Origin of the sequence: Falsigemmobacter intermedius (assembly GCF_004054105.1) — a bacterium.
Classification (GTDB): Bacteria; Pseudomonadota; Alphaproteobacteria; order Rhodobacterales; family Rhodobacteraceae; genus Wagnerdoeblera; species Wagnerdoeblera intermedia.
On sequence record NZ_SBLC01000002.1, the window covers coordinates 179,976 to 194,555 of the forward strand.

Here is a 14,580-nt window from a genome sequence, read left to right on the forward strand (position 1 = left end):
AGGCCTTTTATCTGGTTTGATTCTACCCGCAGCAGACCGGAACGTCACCTGGAAAACCGACTTCCAGTCCAAATATTGACGCATTTCCGCCATCGGGAGCGGGATTTCGCTCAATTCCCTGGGTCTGGTGGTCACCAGTTGTCGCGGAACCAGCGAAGCGCGCGGCGCAGAGAGCGGGCGGGGTAGCGATCTGAGGGGATCTCGAAGTCCCACCACTCGTCCTGAGGATGCGCGGCAAAGAGGCAAAGCCCCACCGCACTTGCAAAACCCGCGCCCGCCGCCCCCTGCGGCAGCCCCTGCACACGCAGCGGGCGACCAAGGCGCACGCGCTGCCCGAGGATGCGCGCCGCCAGCATATCGACGCCCGGAATAAGCGATCCGCCGCCGGTCAGAACGATCTGCTGCGAGGGCAGATGTTCAAAGCCCGCCGCATCCAGATGCTGACGCGCATCCTCGAGAATCTCTTCAACCCTGGGGCGCATGATGCCGATCAGCTCGGTGCGCGAGACTTTGCGGCTGTCCTTCTCCCAGTCGCCGGTATCGGCGGTCAGGGGGATCATCTCGCGGTCATCCATGCCGGTGGCGTGAACGCCGCCGTGGAAGGTCTTGATCCGCTCAGCCTGGGGCAGCGGGATCTGCAGACCCATGGCGATATCGCGGGTGACCAGATCACCGCCCATCCGCACGGTATCGGCGTAAATCATATGCTTGCGCATGAAGATCGAGATACCGGTGGCCCCTGCCCCCATGTCGATACAGGCAGAACCGAGTTCCTGCTCATCTTCCACCAGCGCGGCGAGACCGGCGACATAGGCCGAAGAGGCGATCCCCGCGACCTCCAGGTCACAGCGCTTCAGGCAGTGCAGCAGACATTCCACCGCTGAGCGGTTGACCGTCAGAAGGTGCATATCGACCGAGAGATGATGCCCGATCTGCCCGCGCGGGTCCGACAGCCCCGAGCGGTTGTCGAGCGCGAAGTTCACCGGCTGCGCGTGCAGCACCTCTCGCCCCTCGCCGATATCGGGCATCTCGCAGGCGGCCAGAACGCGGGCAATGTCCTGTTCGGTCACGACGTTATCGGTCAGCGGGATATCCCCGGCAAGCCCATAGCTGCGCGGGCTGGCGCCCGACATACAGGCGATGACGTGATCGACGCGCTGTCCGGCCGCTTTCTGCGCCGATTGCACCACGGTGCGGATGGCGCGTTCGGCCTCCTGCAGCCCCTCAACCTCCCCAAAGCGGATCCCGCGCGAGCGGGTGGTGGCCGCGCCGATCACCCGGAACTGCGACTGCCCGGCCAGGGGGCCGACCCCATCCTCAGAGCGGTTGCGGTCGGGGCCGTCAAAGCGCAGCACCATGCAGGCAATCTTGGAGCTGCCCACATCCAGAACGGCCACAACGCCGCGCTGCATGGCCGCTTTGCGCATCTGCCGCATGGCACGCTGCGAGTGATAGAGGTCTGTCACGTCTCTTATCCTCCGGTCTGAGCAAGTCGGATTTTACGAAGATTTTCTGCACCTTCCGGCGAAATCCGGATGGTCAGACGGCGGTCAGAGCGCAGATCGGCCGCAAGAACATCACGGCTGAAAAGCCCCGTGGCCTGGTCCTGCGCCAGAATGCGCTCAAGCGCGCGAACCGGGTTCGCCTCGGGCAGAAGAATGCGCTGGTCACGGTCAAGAACCACATCCCAGCGGCGCTCTCCCATCCGCACAAGGCCCCGCAGCCGGTCGGTCAGCGGCTTTGCCGCCGAGATCAGCTCCAGCGCCTCCGCCACCGCCTGATCCGCCCCCTCACCGGCGATCAGCGGCAGATCCCCGCGCAATGACCGCGCCCCGATCTGTGCCACGCGGTGCCCGCCCTCATCAATCAGCCAGAGCCCGTCGGGCGCCCGCCAGACAAGGGCCGGAACCCGTTCCGTCACGGAAACCTGCAGCACGCCGCCGGGCAGGATGCGCAGCTCAGCGCGACGCACGGCGTCAAAGCTTTCCACCCGCTTGCGCGCGCCCTCCAGATCAATTCGGAAAGACGACTGCGGCAAAGGCAACGCCAGACCCACCCGGATCGCCTCAGCCAGAACCGGCGAGGCGCCCTCGATGGAGACCAGGTTCACCATAAACTCAGGGCGTTCCTGAAACTGATCGCGCAGGCTTTCATAGGTGGAGATCAGCGCCGCACGGCGGGTCTCAGAGGCCAGCCAGCCACCGGCGATCATCGCGGTCACCGCGATCGGCAGGCCCACGCGGACCAGGGTGCGAAACCCCGGCGTCAGCCAGAGGCGCGACCAACGATACGCCCAGCGGGAGGGAGCCGGATCGCGCCGGCCCGGGGGAGAGGACTTCGGTGCACCGCTCAGCGGTCGCATGAAGCATCCTCCACCAGCCATTTACAGAGGTCCGGGAAGCTGATCCCGCAATGCGCCGCCTGTTCGGGCGCAAGCGAGGTCGGCGTCATACCGGGCTGGGTATTGGTCTCCAGTAGGATCAGACCATCCAGGCCACGGCTTTCATCCCAGCGGAAATCCGTGCGCGAAAGCCCGCGGCAGCCAAGCGCCTGATGGGCGCGCAGGGCGTAATCCATGATGGCGGCAGTGATCTCAGAGGGAAGCTCTGCCGGGATCACATGACGTGAGCCGCCCACCGAATATTTCGCGGTATAGTCGTACCAGCCCTCGGTGATGATATCGGTCACCGCCAGAGCCCGGTCGCCGAGAACCGCACAGGTCAGTTCACGCCCCGGGGCAAAGGCCTCAACCATGACCCGCGCGGGCATCTCATCAGAGAGTTGCGGCGGCTGATTGGAGCCTTCATTGACGATGTAAACGCCGACCGAAGAGCCTTCATTGAAGGGTTTGACCACATAGGGCGGTGCCATGACATGGCGCGCCCGCACCTCATCGCGATCCGCCACCAGGCTTGGCACCACCGGCAGACCGGCGGCGCGATAGACCTGTTTGGAGCGCTCCTTATCCATCGCAATGGAAGAGGCGAGCACCCCGGAATGGGTATAGGGAATCCCGAGCCACTCGAGCAGGCCCTGAACGGTGCCATCCTCGCCGTAACGGCCGTGAAGCGCGTTGAAAACCACATCGGGAGCGAGGTCCTGCAGACGCGCTGCCAGATCGCGGTCCGCATCGACCTCGACAACCTCATATCCCGCCGCACGCAGAGCGGTGGCGCATTCGCGCCCACTGGACAGAGAAACTTCCCGCTCTGCGGAACGTCCCCCCATCAGAACTGCCACTCTGGCGGCTGCTCTGTCCGAACTGCCCGCCATTTACTCACTGCCTCATAGCCTTACGGCCTGTTATTGCCGGGGAAATTCCCGGGTCTTCTGTGCGGGCCGCTTTGCGCGGCTCCGGCCTGTCACCCAAAGTCCGGGGTGTTCGGGGGATGCGATCCCGTTACTGCGCCTCAGATGCGCCCGAAGGCTCACCCACGCGCATGATTTCCCACTCTAGCCATATTCCGGCCGTATCGAAAACCCTTTTTCGCACCTGCTCGCCCAGGCCCTCAAGCTCTGCGGCGGTGGCACCACCGGTATTGGTCAGGAAGTTGGCGTGTTTTTCCGACATCTGCGCTCCGCCGAGGCTTACGCCCTTCATGCCCGCGTCCTGGATCAGCTTCCAGGCTTTCAGATCATGGGTGTCATCCGCCCTTCCGGTGCTGGAAAAACCTGCCGGATTGCGGAAGGTCGAGCCTGCGGTGCGGTCCTTCACCGGCTGGGTCGCATCGCGCTTTGCCAGCTGATCGGCCATGCGGGCTTCCAGATTTGCAGGCGCGCCTGCCTGCGTGCGGAAAACCGCCGAGAGGATCACCGCACCCTCCGGCAGGTCCGACTGACGGTAGCGCAGGTTCAGATCCGCAGCCGACAGCGTGACGATTTCGCCCGAGCGCAGTGCCACCCGCACCTCAACCAGGTGATCGGCCACATAGGTGCCATAGCAGCCCGCGTTCATCCGCACCGCCCCGCCGATTGAGCCGGGGATGGTGCGCAGGAAAGTCAGATCACGCCCCGCCTGAGCCGCCGTCTGCGCGACCCGCGCATCTAAGGCCGCCGCCCCGGCAATGACCAGATCGCCCTCAACTGAGACATCCATAAAGGCGCGGCCAAGCTTGATGACCACGGCCCGCAGGCCACCATCGCGCACGATCAGGTTCGACCCGGCCCCCAGCGGAAAGACCGCCACATCGGCCGGAAGGGCTGCGAGAAACTGCGCCAGATCAGCCTCATCTGCGGGGAGCACCACCGCATCGGCGGGGCCGCCCACGCGCAGCCAGGTCAGATCGCTGAGCGCTTTGCCCGCCATCACAGAGCCGCGCAGGGCGGGAAGTCCGGTCATCATCTTTACTCCTGAGCCGCCCCGAAATCTCCGGAGCGGTTCCTGCCAATTCTGCCACAGACCTAATCCGGGCCTGCCCCGGCAGCAAGCCTCAGCGCCCCTGAAAGACCGCTTTGCGCTTTTCAAGGAAAGCCGCAACACCTTCGGCGAAATCGGCGCTCGCCCCGCAGCGGGCCTGAATTTCGGCCTCAAGCGCGAGCTGCGCCTCAAGATCATTGCCCTGCGACGCCCGCATCGCCTGTTTGATCCCCGAGAAGGCCAGACCCGGGCCTGAAGCCAGATGCTGCGCCCGGGCCTGCCAGCGCGCGGCGAAGTCCTCATCCGCCACGGCCTCCCAGATCAGCCCCATGGCTTCCGCATCCCGTGCCTTCACCGGCTCGGCAAAAAGCGCCATGCCCATGGCGCGGGCCAGACCCACCTGACGCGGCAGAGTATAGGTGCCGCCCGCATCCGGGATCAGACCGATTTTTGAGAAGGCCTGAAGGAACACCGCACTCTCAGTGGCGATTACCACGTCACAGGCCAGCGCCAGACTGGCCCCGGCGCCTGCCGCCACGCCGTTTACGGCGGCGATCACCGGCAGGGGGCTTTCGGTAATGGCTTTGAGGACGGGATCATATTCCTCACGCAGCAGCGGTCCGAGATCGACGCCTTCGAGACTGCCCCCCAGATCGGCCAGATCCTGGCCCGCGCAGAACCCGCGCCCCGCGCCGGTCAAAACGATGGCGCGGGCCTCTTTTTCAGCCCGGGCAAAGGCTGCGACCAGCTGGCGGCGCATAGTCCCGGTCAGCGCATTCATCACCGCCGGACGGTTCAGCGTCAGGACCGCAAGGCCCCCGCTTTGCTGATAAAGAACTTCCTCTGACATCCTGCCCTCCCTGACTGACCGGCTTTTTAGGCCATATCAGGTCAGGAAAGGCGAGATGAACCCTGCGTCAGGACAGCTTGTCCTCAGCGAGGATCTTTGCCAGGCGCTCTTCTTCCTCAGCGCTCAACCCGTCCTGACCGGGCGCTTTCGGCTTGTCGCGGCGCCCGCGCAGATAGATCAGCGCGCCCCCGAAGGCCAGAAGGAAGACCACCGGCCCCGCCGCCCAGAGGATCACATTGACCCCGCCGGTCAGCGGACGCAGCAGCACATATTCGCCAAAGCGCTCCACCAGATAGTCGATCACTTCGCTGTCGGAATCGCCCGCCAGGAGCCGCTCCCGCACCAGAAGGCGCAGGTCGCGGGCCAGATCAGAGGTCGATTCGTCGATGCTTTCATTGCGGCAGACGAGGCAGCGCAGATCCTTCGACAACTCGCGAGCGCGCTTTTCGAGCAGCGGATCTTTCAGCACCTCATCGGGCTGCACCGCATAAGCCGGCACCGGCGCGGCCAGGGGCAGCGCCAGTGCCACCGCAAAAGCCAGCGCAAGGGGGCGAAGCAGCCGGATCATTCGGCGGCCACGGGCTTTGCCGCCTCCCGCCCTGCCCCGGCCGCCACGCGGTAGCGCCGGTCGGTCAGGCTGATCAGCCCGCCAAAGGACATCAGCAGGATCCCTGCCCAGAGCCAGTTGGCCAGCGGTTTGACATAGCTGCGCACCGTCCAGGCCCCATTGGCCTGCGGATCGCCGAGCACCAGATAGACGTCGCGCATGAAGCCGTAGTCGATCCCAGCCTCCGTCGTGGGCATGCCCGCCGCCGGATAGAACCGCCGCTCGGGGTTCAGCGCGAAGCGGCGATTGCCATCCACAACTTCCAGCCAGCCCATGGTCGAGCGGTAGTTCGGGCCCTGCTCTTCGGTCACCTGCTTCAGGGTGATTTGATAGCCGCCCACGTCAAAAGGCTCATTGAGCTGCGCAACGCGGATGTCTTCGACCTGCCAGGAGAGCATGGCCGCGACCGAAAGGATCGTCACACCAAGCCCGCCATGGGCCACCGCTTTGCCCCAGTCCGCACGCGGCAGGCGGCTCACCCGGCCAAGGCGCGACAGGAGCGTGCCGCGCCCGCTGCGCTGCCACAGATCCGCCACCGCCCCGAGGATCACCCAAAGGCCAAGCGCCAGCCCTACCGGACCCAGGGCCGAGCGTCCGCTTTGCAGCGAAAAGGCCAGCGCACCGGCAGCAACCGAGAGGAAAAGCACCACCCGCAGCGAGACAAATGCGCGATCCGCTTTGGCCCGCTTCCAGGACAGGATGGCCCCGAAGGGCAGAATGACCGCCAGCGCCACCACAAAGGGCGTGAAGGCTGCGTTAAAGAAGGGCGGGCCGACCGAGACTGTGCGACCCCAGACCAGCTCAGAGATCAGCGGCCAGATGGTGCCGATAAAGACCACAAAGCTCGCCACCGCCAGCAGCACATTGTTCAGCACCAGCGCCGATTCGCGGCTGACCGAGGAGAAGACGCCCTTGGCCTCCATGATGCCCGCACGGGCGGCGTAGAGCATCAGGGCCCCGCCGACAAAAAAGGCAAAGAGCGCAAGGATATAGATGCCGCGCTCAGGATCATTGGCGAAGGCATGGACCGAGGTGATGACGCCCGAACGCACGATGAAGGTGCCGATCAACGAGAAGCCGAAGGCGATGATCGCCAGCAGCACCGTCCAGGCCTTCAGCGCCTCGCGCTTTTCAACGACGATCGCCGAATGCAGCAGCGCCGCCGAGATCAGCCAGGGCATGAACGAAGCGTTTTCGACCGGATCCCAGAACCAGAAGCCGCCCCAGCCCAGCTCATAATAGGCCCACCAGGACCCAAGGCCGATGCCGATGGTCAGCGAGACCCAGGCCGCCAGCGTCCAGGGCCGCACCCAGCGGCCCCAGGCGGCATCAACGCGGCCTTCCAGCAGCGCCGCAATGGCGAAGGAATAGGTGATCGAAAGGCCGACATAGCCGAGGTAGAGGAAGGGCGGATGGAAGGCGAGGCCCGGGTCCTGCAGCAGCGGGTTCAGGTCGCGCCCGTCCATGGGCGGAATTTCGAAACGCTCAAAGGGGTTGGAGGTGAAGATCATGAAGGTCAGGAAGGCGACCCCGATCAGACCCTGCACCCCGATCACCCGCGCTTTCAGCGAGGGCGGCAGATTGCCCCCGAACCAGCTGGCACAGGCGGCAAAGAAGGCCAGAATCAGCACCCAGAGCAGCAGTGAGCCCTCATGGTTGCCCCAGGTTCCGGCAATCTTATAAATCAGCGGCTTCAGCGTATGCGAGTTCGACACCACCAGTTCGACTGAGAAGTCCGAGGTGATGAAGGCATGCATCAGGGCCGCAAAGGAAAAGCCCAGCAGCAAAAACTGCGTGACGGCCGCCGGATCGGCCACCGCCATCCAGCCCGACCAGCCTTTATGTGCGCCGATCAGCGGCACGATGGTCTGGACCAGCGCAACCGCGAGCGCAAGACAGACCGCGAAATGTCCGAGTTCTGTTATCATGCCTGCTCTCTTACTCTCTGCAACCCGATACGCCAATGGGCGTAACGCCTGGCCCCCGGCAGGCCGCGCCTGCGGCATACGGCAGTATACGCCCCTTTGCGCCCGCTTGCAGGTCACGGCTTTTGCGATAACCTGCGCCCCGACGTCGCAGGCGGAAGCTCCGCCCGACCCCGGAAGACCCGCCCCGGACTGAGCGGCCCAGGAGAGATCTCATGAGTGCAGACTGGCTGAAAACGAGCGCCGCAGAGCTTGGCCGCGGTATTGCGGCGGGCCGCATCGACCCGGTTGCGCTGACGGAGGCCTTTCTTGAGGCGGCGGAACATCATGCGGAAACCGGGCGCATCTATGCCCGGCTGACCCCGGAGCGGGCGCGGGCGGAGGCCCTGTCTGCCCGCGATCGTGCGACATCGGGGACCAGATGCTCGGCGCTCGACGGGGTGCCGGTGAGCTGGAAAGATCTCTTTGACAGCGCCGGTGTGGCGACGGAGGCCGGATCCGCGCTGCTGAAAGACCGGGTGCCGCAGGAGGATGCGCCGGTTCTGGCGCAGGGCTCCGCCTCGGGACTGGTCTGCCTTGGCAAGACCCATATGTCGGAGCTGGCCTTCTCGGGTCTGGGGCTGAACCCGGTGACCGCGACATCGCCCAATATCAATGACCCCAAAGCGGTGCCGGGGGGCTCGTCTTCGGGGGCGGCTGCCTCGGTGGCTTTCGGGCTGGCGGCAGCCTCAATCGGCTCGGATACCGGGGGCTCGGTGCGCATTCCCGCAGCCTGGAATGATCTTGTGGGCTATAAGCCGGTCCTGGGGCGGGTGGATACGCGCGGCACGGTGCCGCTTTGTGAGCGCTTTGACACTGTGGGGCCGATCTGCCGCACAGTCGAGGACTGCGCGCTGACCTTCGCGGCCTTTCAGGGCGAAGAGCCGGCGGATCTTTCGGGGCCGGAACTCGGCAACCGCCGCATCGCGGTTCTGGAGAGTGTGGCGCTTGAGGATCTGCGCGAGGCCCCGGCGCGGGCTTTTGAGGACGGGCTGAAGCGGCTCTCGGCGGGCGGCGCGGGGATCGTGCATATCCGCCTGCCCGAGATCGCAGAGGCGCTGCAGCTGGCCGGTATTCTCTTTACCGCTGAGGCCTGGGGCATCTGGCGCGAGGTGATTGAGGCCAATCCCGCCGCCATGTTCCCGCGGATTTATGAGCGCTTCCGCTCAGGCGCGGGGGTGGCGGCGGCGGATTACGTGGCGGCCTGGCGGCGGCTGGAAGAGATCCGCCGGATCTGGGCGAAGGCCACGGCGGGCTTTGACGCGGTGGCTTTGCCCACCTCTCCGATCCTGCCGCCCGATGCCGGGCGGCTGATGAGCGACAGTGACTATTATGTGACCGAGAACCTGCTGGCTTTGCGCAATACCCGCATCGGCAATCTGATGGATGCCCCGGCGGTGAGCCTGCCGACGCGGGAGGCATCCTGCGGCTTTATGCTGATGGCGCCGGGCCGGACGGATGCGCCGCTTCTGCGGCTGGCGGCTGCGGCGGAGAAAGTGCTGCGCTGAAGCGGTTGAGACACAATCCCCCGCCTGCTTTCGGGCGGGCGGGGGAGATTTTGAGTATTTTTAAAAAGCCAAAATCAAGCGGTGTGACGGGCCTCAGCGGGCGAGAACGGTGACCTGGGGCAGATCCGTCAGGCCAAGACCGAGGGCGCGGTAGGCAGCCAGAGAAAGCTGCGGGCCGCCGCCGGTGAGTGGCAGCAGATCAACCTGAGCGGTTTTGCCGGAGGCCAGTTTCACCACGCCGGGGCGTTTGTCTTTCACGAGGGCTGAGCGCAGCCAGAAGCCCTGTTCGGCGGGATTTCCAAGGCTGACCGTGACCTGACCCAGCGCCGTGCCCGAGGCGGGTGCCGCGAGGGCGGCCGCTTTTTCCGCAGCACTCGTGCGGTCGAAGGCGGCGGCCGTGCGCGAGCCTGCGGGCGGCGCGATGCGCTGCGGCACGGCGGGGGCCGCGCTTTGTGCAGGCGGCGGCGCCACGGCAGAAACAGGAGAGGTGTCGCAGCCGGAGAGCGCGAGTGTGATCGGAGCCAGGACCAGGGCAACGCGTGACATCTTCATGCCCGCAAGAGTGCCGCAAGTTTTCGGAGCCGTCCATTAAATTCCCCGTGCGGCCTGCCCTTCGGGACCCTTGCCGAGGCGGGTCGCGGAGCCTAGACTCCGGGGCATGTATACTCCGCTCATCGATCCCTTTGCCCGCGCGGTCACTTATCTGCGTGTCTCCGTCACCGACCGGTGCGATTTCCGCTGCAAATATTGCATGGCGGAGCATATGACCTTTCTGCCCAAGGCCGATCTTCTGACTTTGGAAGAGCTTGACCGGCTGTGCAGCAATTTCGTCGAACTGGGCGTGCGCAAGCTGCGCATCACCGGGGGCGAGCCTCTGGTACGCCGCGGCATCATGGAATTTTTCCGCGCCATGTCGCGGCATCTGACTTCTGGTGCGCTGGAAGAGCTGACGCTGACCACCAATGGCAGCCAGTTGAAGCGCTTTGCGGGCGAACTGGCGGACTGTGGTGTCCGGCGGGTTAATGTCAGCCTTGATACGCTCGATCCGGCGAAATTTGCCGATGTGACCCGCTGGGGGCGTCTGCCGCAGGTGCTGGACGGCATCGCGGCTGCGAAAGCGGCGGGGCTTCGGGTCAAGATCAATGCCGTGGCGCTGAAGGGCTTTAATGAGGATGAGCAGTTCAGCCTGACCGAATGGTGTGCGGCTGAGGGGCATGATCTGACCTGGATTGAGGTCATGCCCATGGGCGAGATGGGCGAAGAAAACCGTCTGGATCAGTATTGGGCACTGTCGGATCTGCGGGCGCGTTATGCTGAGCGCTACAGCGTGACCGATCTTGCGGAGCGCACCGGCGGGCCGGCGCGCTATGTGCGGCTTGAGGAGACCGGGCAGAAGATCGGCTTTATCACGCCTTTGACGCATAATTTTTGCGAAAGCTGCAACCGGGTCCGGCTGACCTGCACGGGGGAGCTTTATATGTGCCTCGGTCAGGAGGATATGGCCGATCTGCGCGCGCCGCTGCGTCAGAGCGGTGATGATGCCGATGTGAAGGCCGCGATCCGCGCGGCGATCAGCCATAAGCCCAAGGGGCATGATTTCGACTATTCCCGCCGCACTGTCGAAGGTCAGATGCGCCGTCATATGAGCCATACCGGCGGCTGAGCCCGCCTTTTCAGTTCCGGAGCCGCGCTTGGATTCGCTCTTTCGTCAGACCCCGCCGCAGGCTCCGGCCGCCTTCAATATGGCTGCTCATGTCCTGGCGGCGGCGGAGCGCATGCCTGAGAAGAATGCGCTGCAGATCCTGAAGCTCTCCGGCGCGGAGCGCTGGTCTTACGGCAAACTGGCAGCCGCGGTGCGCGGGACCGGCACCGGGCTTTTGCAGGCCGGTCTGAAGCCCGGCGACCGGCTGCTGATGCGGCTTGGCAATACGGTGGATTTTGCCTTGGCCTATCTGGGGGCGATTGCGGTGGGGGTTGTACCGGTTCCCACCTCGTCGCAGCTGACCGGGGCTGAGATCACGAAGATGTCGGCGCAGATCACGCCTGCGGCTGTTGTGGCCGCTCCGGGGGTGGCTCTGCCGGGCGGGGCAGAGCTTCCGGTGATCGATCTGGAAAGGCTGCAGAGTTTTCGCGATCTGCCGCCCTGTGACTGGGAGACGGGCGATCCGGACCGGCTGGCCTATCTGATTTTCACCTCCGGCACCTCGGGGCGCGCGCGGGCGGTGATGCATGCGCATCGCGCGATCCTGGCGCGCGGCATGATGTATGAGGGCTGGTACGGGCTGACAGAGGCGGACCGGCTGCTGCATGCAGGGGCCTTTAACTGGACCTATACGCTGGGCACCGGGCTGATGGACCCCTGGGTCTGCGGGGCCACGGCGCTGATCCCCTCGGAGGGGATTACGGCGGCGCAGCTGCCGCTGCTGCTCAGGCGGTTTGATGCCACGATTTTTGCTGCAGCGCCGGGGGTTTACCGCCAGATGCTGCGCGCCCCCCTGCCCGCGCTGCCGCGCCTTCGCCACGGGCTTTCAGCCGGCGAAAAGCTCTCGCCGGAGATCCGGCGGGCCTGGGAAGAGGCCAGCGGCACGAAGATCTATGAAGCGCTTGGCATGTCGGAATGCTCAACCTTTGTCTCAGGCAGCCCCGCGCGGCCCGCGCCTGAGGGGGCCTCAGGCTATCCGCAGCCGGGGCGGCAGATTGCCGTTCTGAATGAGGCGGGAGATCCGGTGCCCCGCGGCACGCCCGGAACGCTTGCGGTGCACCGCAGTGATCCGGGGCTGTTTCTCGGCTATTACGGCCAGCCGGAGGAGACCGCCGCGAAATTCGCGGGCGAGTGGTTTGTCACCGGCGACAGCGTGGCCATGGCTGAGGATGATGCCATCACCTATCTGGGCCGCGATGATGACATGCTGAACGCCGGGGGCTTTCGGGTCTCGCCCCTGGAGGTGGAGGAGGCGTTGAACGCCCATCCGGCGGTGAGCGAATCGGCCGCCATTGAGGTGGAGGTCTCGCCCGGGACCCGCGTCATCGCCCTGATCTACAGCGGCAGCGAAACCGATGAGGGCGAACTTGCCGCCTTTGCCGCCACCCGGCTTGCCCGCTATAAGCAGCCGCGCCTTTATCGCCATATCCCGGTGCTGCCAAAGGGCGCGAATAACAAACTTGCCCGACGGGCCCTGCGTCAGAGCTTTGCCACGACGCCCGCAGGAGACATCTGATGGTCACCCTCGACATTTTTTCCGATCCGGTCTGCCCCTGGTGCATGATCGGCAAAGCCTATCTCGACCGTGCCCTTGAAAAGGTCGGCGATCACCCTTTCCGCATCGAATGGCATCCCTTCATGCTGAACCCGGATCTCCCGGCCGAAGGTGTGGACCGCCGCGATTTTCTGGAAGCCAGATTCGGCGGCCAGATGGAGGCCGCAAAAGCCTATACCCGCGTCATGGAAGCCGCGACCTTTGCCGGGGTTGAGTTCAACCTTGAGAAAATGCGCGTGCAGCCCAATACCCTGAATGCCCATCGCCTGATCCATTGGGCCGGGCTTGAGGGCTGCCAGACCGCCGTGGTCTCGGCGCTTTTCAAAGCCTATTTCCGCGATGGTCTTGATATCGGAAAAGATGAGGTGCTGGCCGATATCGCGGCAGCCCAGGGCATGGACCGCGCGGCGACGCTGCGTCTGCTGGCCTCTGATGCGGATCGGGCGGATATTTTCTCGCGCGCCATGGATGCAAGGCGCAAGGGCGTGCAGTCGGTGCCGAGCTTTCTCATCGCACGTGAATATGTGGTGACCGGGGCGCAGCCGGTGGAGACTTGGGTCGGCATCGCTGAGGAAATCGCCGAAAAGCTGCGCGAAGGCTGAAACCCGCGCCCTCTTTCACCGGTTTATGACTGAAGCGCGGCCCGAGACTGGCCGCGCCGTCGTTTCCGACCTATGGATTCTCTATGACCCAAGGCTCAAGCCCCACCCCCCGCATCGCATTGCCGGAATTCATCGCCCTTCTGGCGATGCTCACGGCCACCATCGCTTTCTCCATCGACGCCATGCTGCCCGCACTGCCCGAGATCGCCCGGGAGCTGACGCCCTCGGATCCGAATAAGGCGCAGCTCATTCTGACCAGCTTCGTTCTGGGCATGGGGGTCGGCACCTTTGTGGCAGGCCCGATGTCAGACGCCTGGGGACGCCGCGCCGTGGTGATGATCGGCGCCGTGCTCTTTTGCGCCGGGGCCCTGTTGGCCTGGGCGGGGTCTTCGCTTGAGACGGTGCTGGCGGGGCGGCTGTTGCAGGGCGTGGGCGCGGCAGGCCCGCGCATCATCGCCATGGCCACAGTGCGCGACATCTATTCGGGCCGTCAGATGGCGCGGATCATGTCCTTCGTGATGATGATCTTTACCATCGTGCCCGCCGCAGCCCCGCTGATCGGGGCGCAGATCATCGCCTTCACCGGCTGGCGCGGGATCTTCATCGCCTTTGTGCTGTTCATGCTGGCCGCTGCGACCTGGTATGGCAGCCGTCTGGGCGAGACCCTGCCGCCGGAGCGGCGACGCCCTTTCCGCCTCGCCACGCTGCTCAGCGGCGCGAAAGAGGTGCTCTCACAGCGCACCGCGCAGCTGTCGATCGGCGTGCAGGCGCTGCAGCTCGCCGCGCTCTTTGGCACCATTTCGCAGATCCAGCCGCTGTTTGAGACCACCTTCGGGCGGGGTGAGACCTTCCCCTTTTGGTTTGCCATGATCGCGCTGATCTCGGGCGGGGCGAGCCTTCTGAACGCCCAGCTGGTGGTGCGCTTTGGCATGCGCCGCCTGGTGCGGCTGGCCCTTGGCGCACAGCTGGCGCTGGCGCTGGTCGTGGCCGCCCTTCTGGCGGGAGAGGTGCTGACGGGCACCGCGGCCTTTGCGCTTTTCCTGGTGTTCATCACCGGGATCTTCTTCATGGTCGGCTTCATCATGGGCAATATCAATGCCATCGCCATGGAGCCTCTGGGCCATCTCGCAGGCATGGCCGCCTCGCTCATGGCGGCGCTGAGCACGGTGATCGGCGTCGCTTTCGCCGCGCCTCTGGGGCTGGCCTTTGACGGCACGGTGATGCCGCTGGCTCTGGGGATCACCGGGCTTTCCGCCACCGCTCTGGTGCTCCAGGCCTTCCTGCCCAAGTCCCCCGCCGCGCCGAAGTAAGCCCGGGCCTCAGGAACCGCAAAAGCCCGCCTCCTTTCTCCGGGGGGCGGGCTTTTCTTTTACCCTCACCGCGGGCGGACGGCGAAAGTCAGGACAAGACGGATGTCAGGGCAAAAAGAAACCCC

General features: G+C 65.2%; 13 protein-coding genes. 5 read left to right on the top strand and 8 right to left on the bottom strand.

From position 1 onward, the window contains the following. Positions 1-131 precede the first annotated feature (131 nt). From ftsA to EP867_RS02060, 7 genes are all read right to left on the bottom strand, one after another. A complete protein-coding gene (ftsA, locus tag EP867_RS02030; RefSeq protein WP_128486530.1) occupies positions 132-1,466 on the bottom strand; it encodes a cell division protein FtsA in 1,335 nt (444 codons plus the stop codon). A gap of 5 nt (positions 1,467-1,471) precedes the next feature. Beyond that, a complete protein-coding gene (locus EP867_RS02035; RefSeq protein ID WP_128486531.1) occupies positions 1,472-2,362 on the bottom strand; it encodes a cell division protein FtsQ/DivIB in 891 nt (296 codons plus the stop codon). Then, entirely contained in the window at positions 2,350-3,273 is a 924-nt protein-coding gene (locus EP867_RS02040; RefSeq protein ID WP_174722285.1) for a D-alanine--D-alanine ligase, read from the bottom strand. The genes EP867_RS02035 and EP867_RS02040 overlap by 13 nt, the downstream gene beginning before the upstream one ends. A 127-nt stretch (positions 3,274-3,400) precedes the next feature. Continuing rightward, on the bottom strand, positions 3,401-4,339 hold the full coding sequence (gene murB, locus EP867_RS02045; RefSeq protein ID WP_128486532.1) for a UDP-N-acetylmuramate dehydrogenase: 939 nt from the start codon (positions 4,337-4,339) through the stop codon (positions 3,401-3,403). A 91-nt stretch (positions 4,340-4,430) separates the two neighbouring features. Continuing rightward, positions 4,431-5,207: an enoyl-CoA hydratase-related protein gene (locus EP867_RS02050; RefSeq protein ID WP_128486533.1), complete on the bottom strand. Its 777-nt coding sequence runs from the start codon at positions 5,205-5,207 to the stop codon at positions 4,431-4,433. Positions 5,208-5,274: 67 nt separating this feature from the next. After that, complete coding sequence (locus tag EP867_RS02055; protein WP_128486534.1) at positions 5,275-5,775, bottom strand: cytochrome c-type biogenesis protein; 501 nt, start codon at positions 5,773-5,775, stop codon at positions 5,275-5,277. Further along, complete coding sequence (locus tag EP867_RS02060; protein ID WP_128486535.1) at positions 5,772-7,742, bottom strand: heme lyase CcmF/NrfE family subunit; 1,971 nt, start codon at positions 7,740-7,742, stop codon at positions 5,772-5,774. The genes EP867_RS02055 and EP867_RS02060 overlap by 4 nt, the downstream gene beginning before the upstream one ends. Before the next feature lie 212 nt (positions 7,743-7,954). On the opposite strand from EP867_RS02060, the gene EP867_RS02065 reads away from it, so the two are divergent. Beyond that, positions 7,955-9,286 carry an amidase gene (locus EP867_RS02065; protein WP_128486536.1) on the top strand — a complete coding sequence of 444 codons (1,332 nt, stop codon included), beginning with the start codon at positions 7,955-7,957 and terminating at the stop codon, positions 9,284-9,286. 93 nt (positions 9,287-9,379) lie between these two features. Here the strand turns inward: EP867_RS02065 and EP867_RS02070 are convergent, their stop codons facing one another. Further along, positions 9,380-9,832 carry a hypothetical protein gene (locus EP867_RS02070; RefSeq protein WP_128486537.1) on the bottom strand — a complete coding sequence of 151 codons (453 nt, stop codon included), beginning with the start codon at positions 9,830-9,832 and terminating at the stop codon, positions 9,380-9,382. 112 nt (positions 9,833-9,944) lie between these two features. Here EP867_RS02070 and moaA point away from each other — a divergent pair, with 112 nt between their 5' ends. From moaA to EP867_RS02090, 4 genes are read left to right on the top strand one after another with little or no spacing between them, the layout of a single operon-like run. Continuing rightward, on the top strand, positions 9,945-10,949 hold the full coding sequence (gene moaA, locus EP867_RS02075) for a GTP 3',8-cyclase MoaA (RefSeq protein ID WP_128486538.1): 1,005 nt from the start codon (positions 9,945-9,947) through the stop codon (positions 10,947-10,949). Between the two features lie 28 nt (positions 10,950-10,977). Continuing rightward, positions 10,978-12,504 (top strand): class I adenylate-forming enzyme family protein, encoded by a 1,527-nt coding sequence (locus EP867_RS02080; protein ID WP_380049880.1) that lies wholly within the window; start codon positions 10,978-10,980, stop codon positions 12,502-12,504. Continuing rightward, positions 12,504-13,145, top strand: a complete 642-nt coding sequence (locus tag EP867_RS02085; protein ID WP_128486539.1) for a DsbA family oxidoreductase — start codon at positions 12,504-12,506, stop codon at positions 13,143-13,145. Before EP867_RS02080 ends, EP867_RS02085 begins: the two co-directional genes overlap by 1 nt. Positions 13,146-13,192: 47 nt before the next feature. Further along, a complete protein-coding gene (locus EP867_RS02090) occupies positions 13,193-14,455 on the top strand; it encodes a multidrug effflux MFS transporter (RefSeq protein WP_277749353.1) in 1,263 nt (420 codons plus the stop codon). Positions 14,456-14,580: the final 125 nt, after the last annotated feature.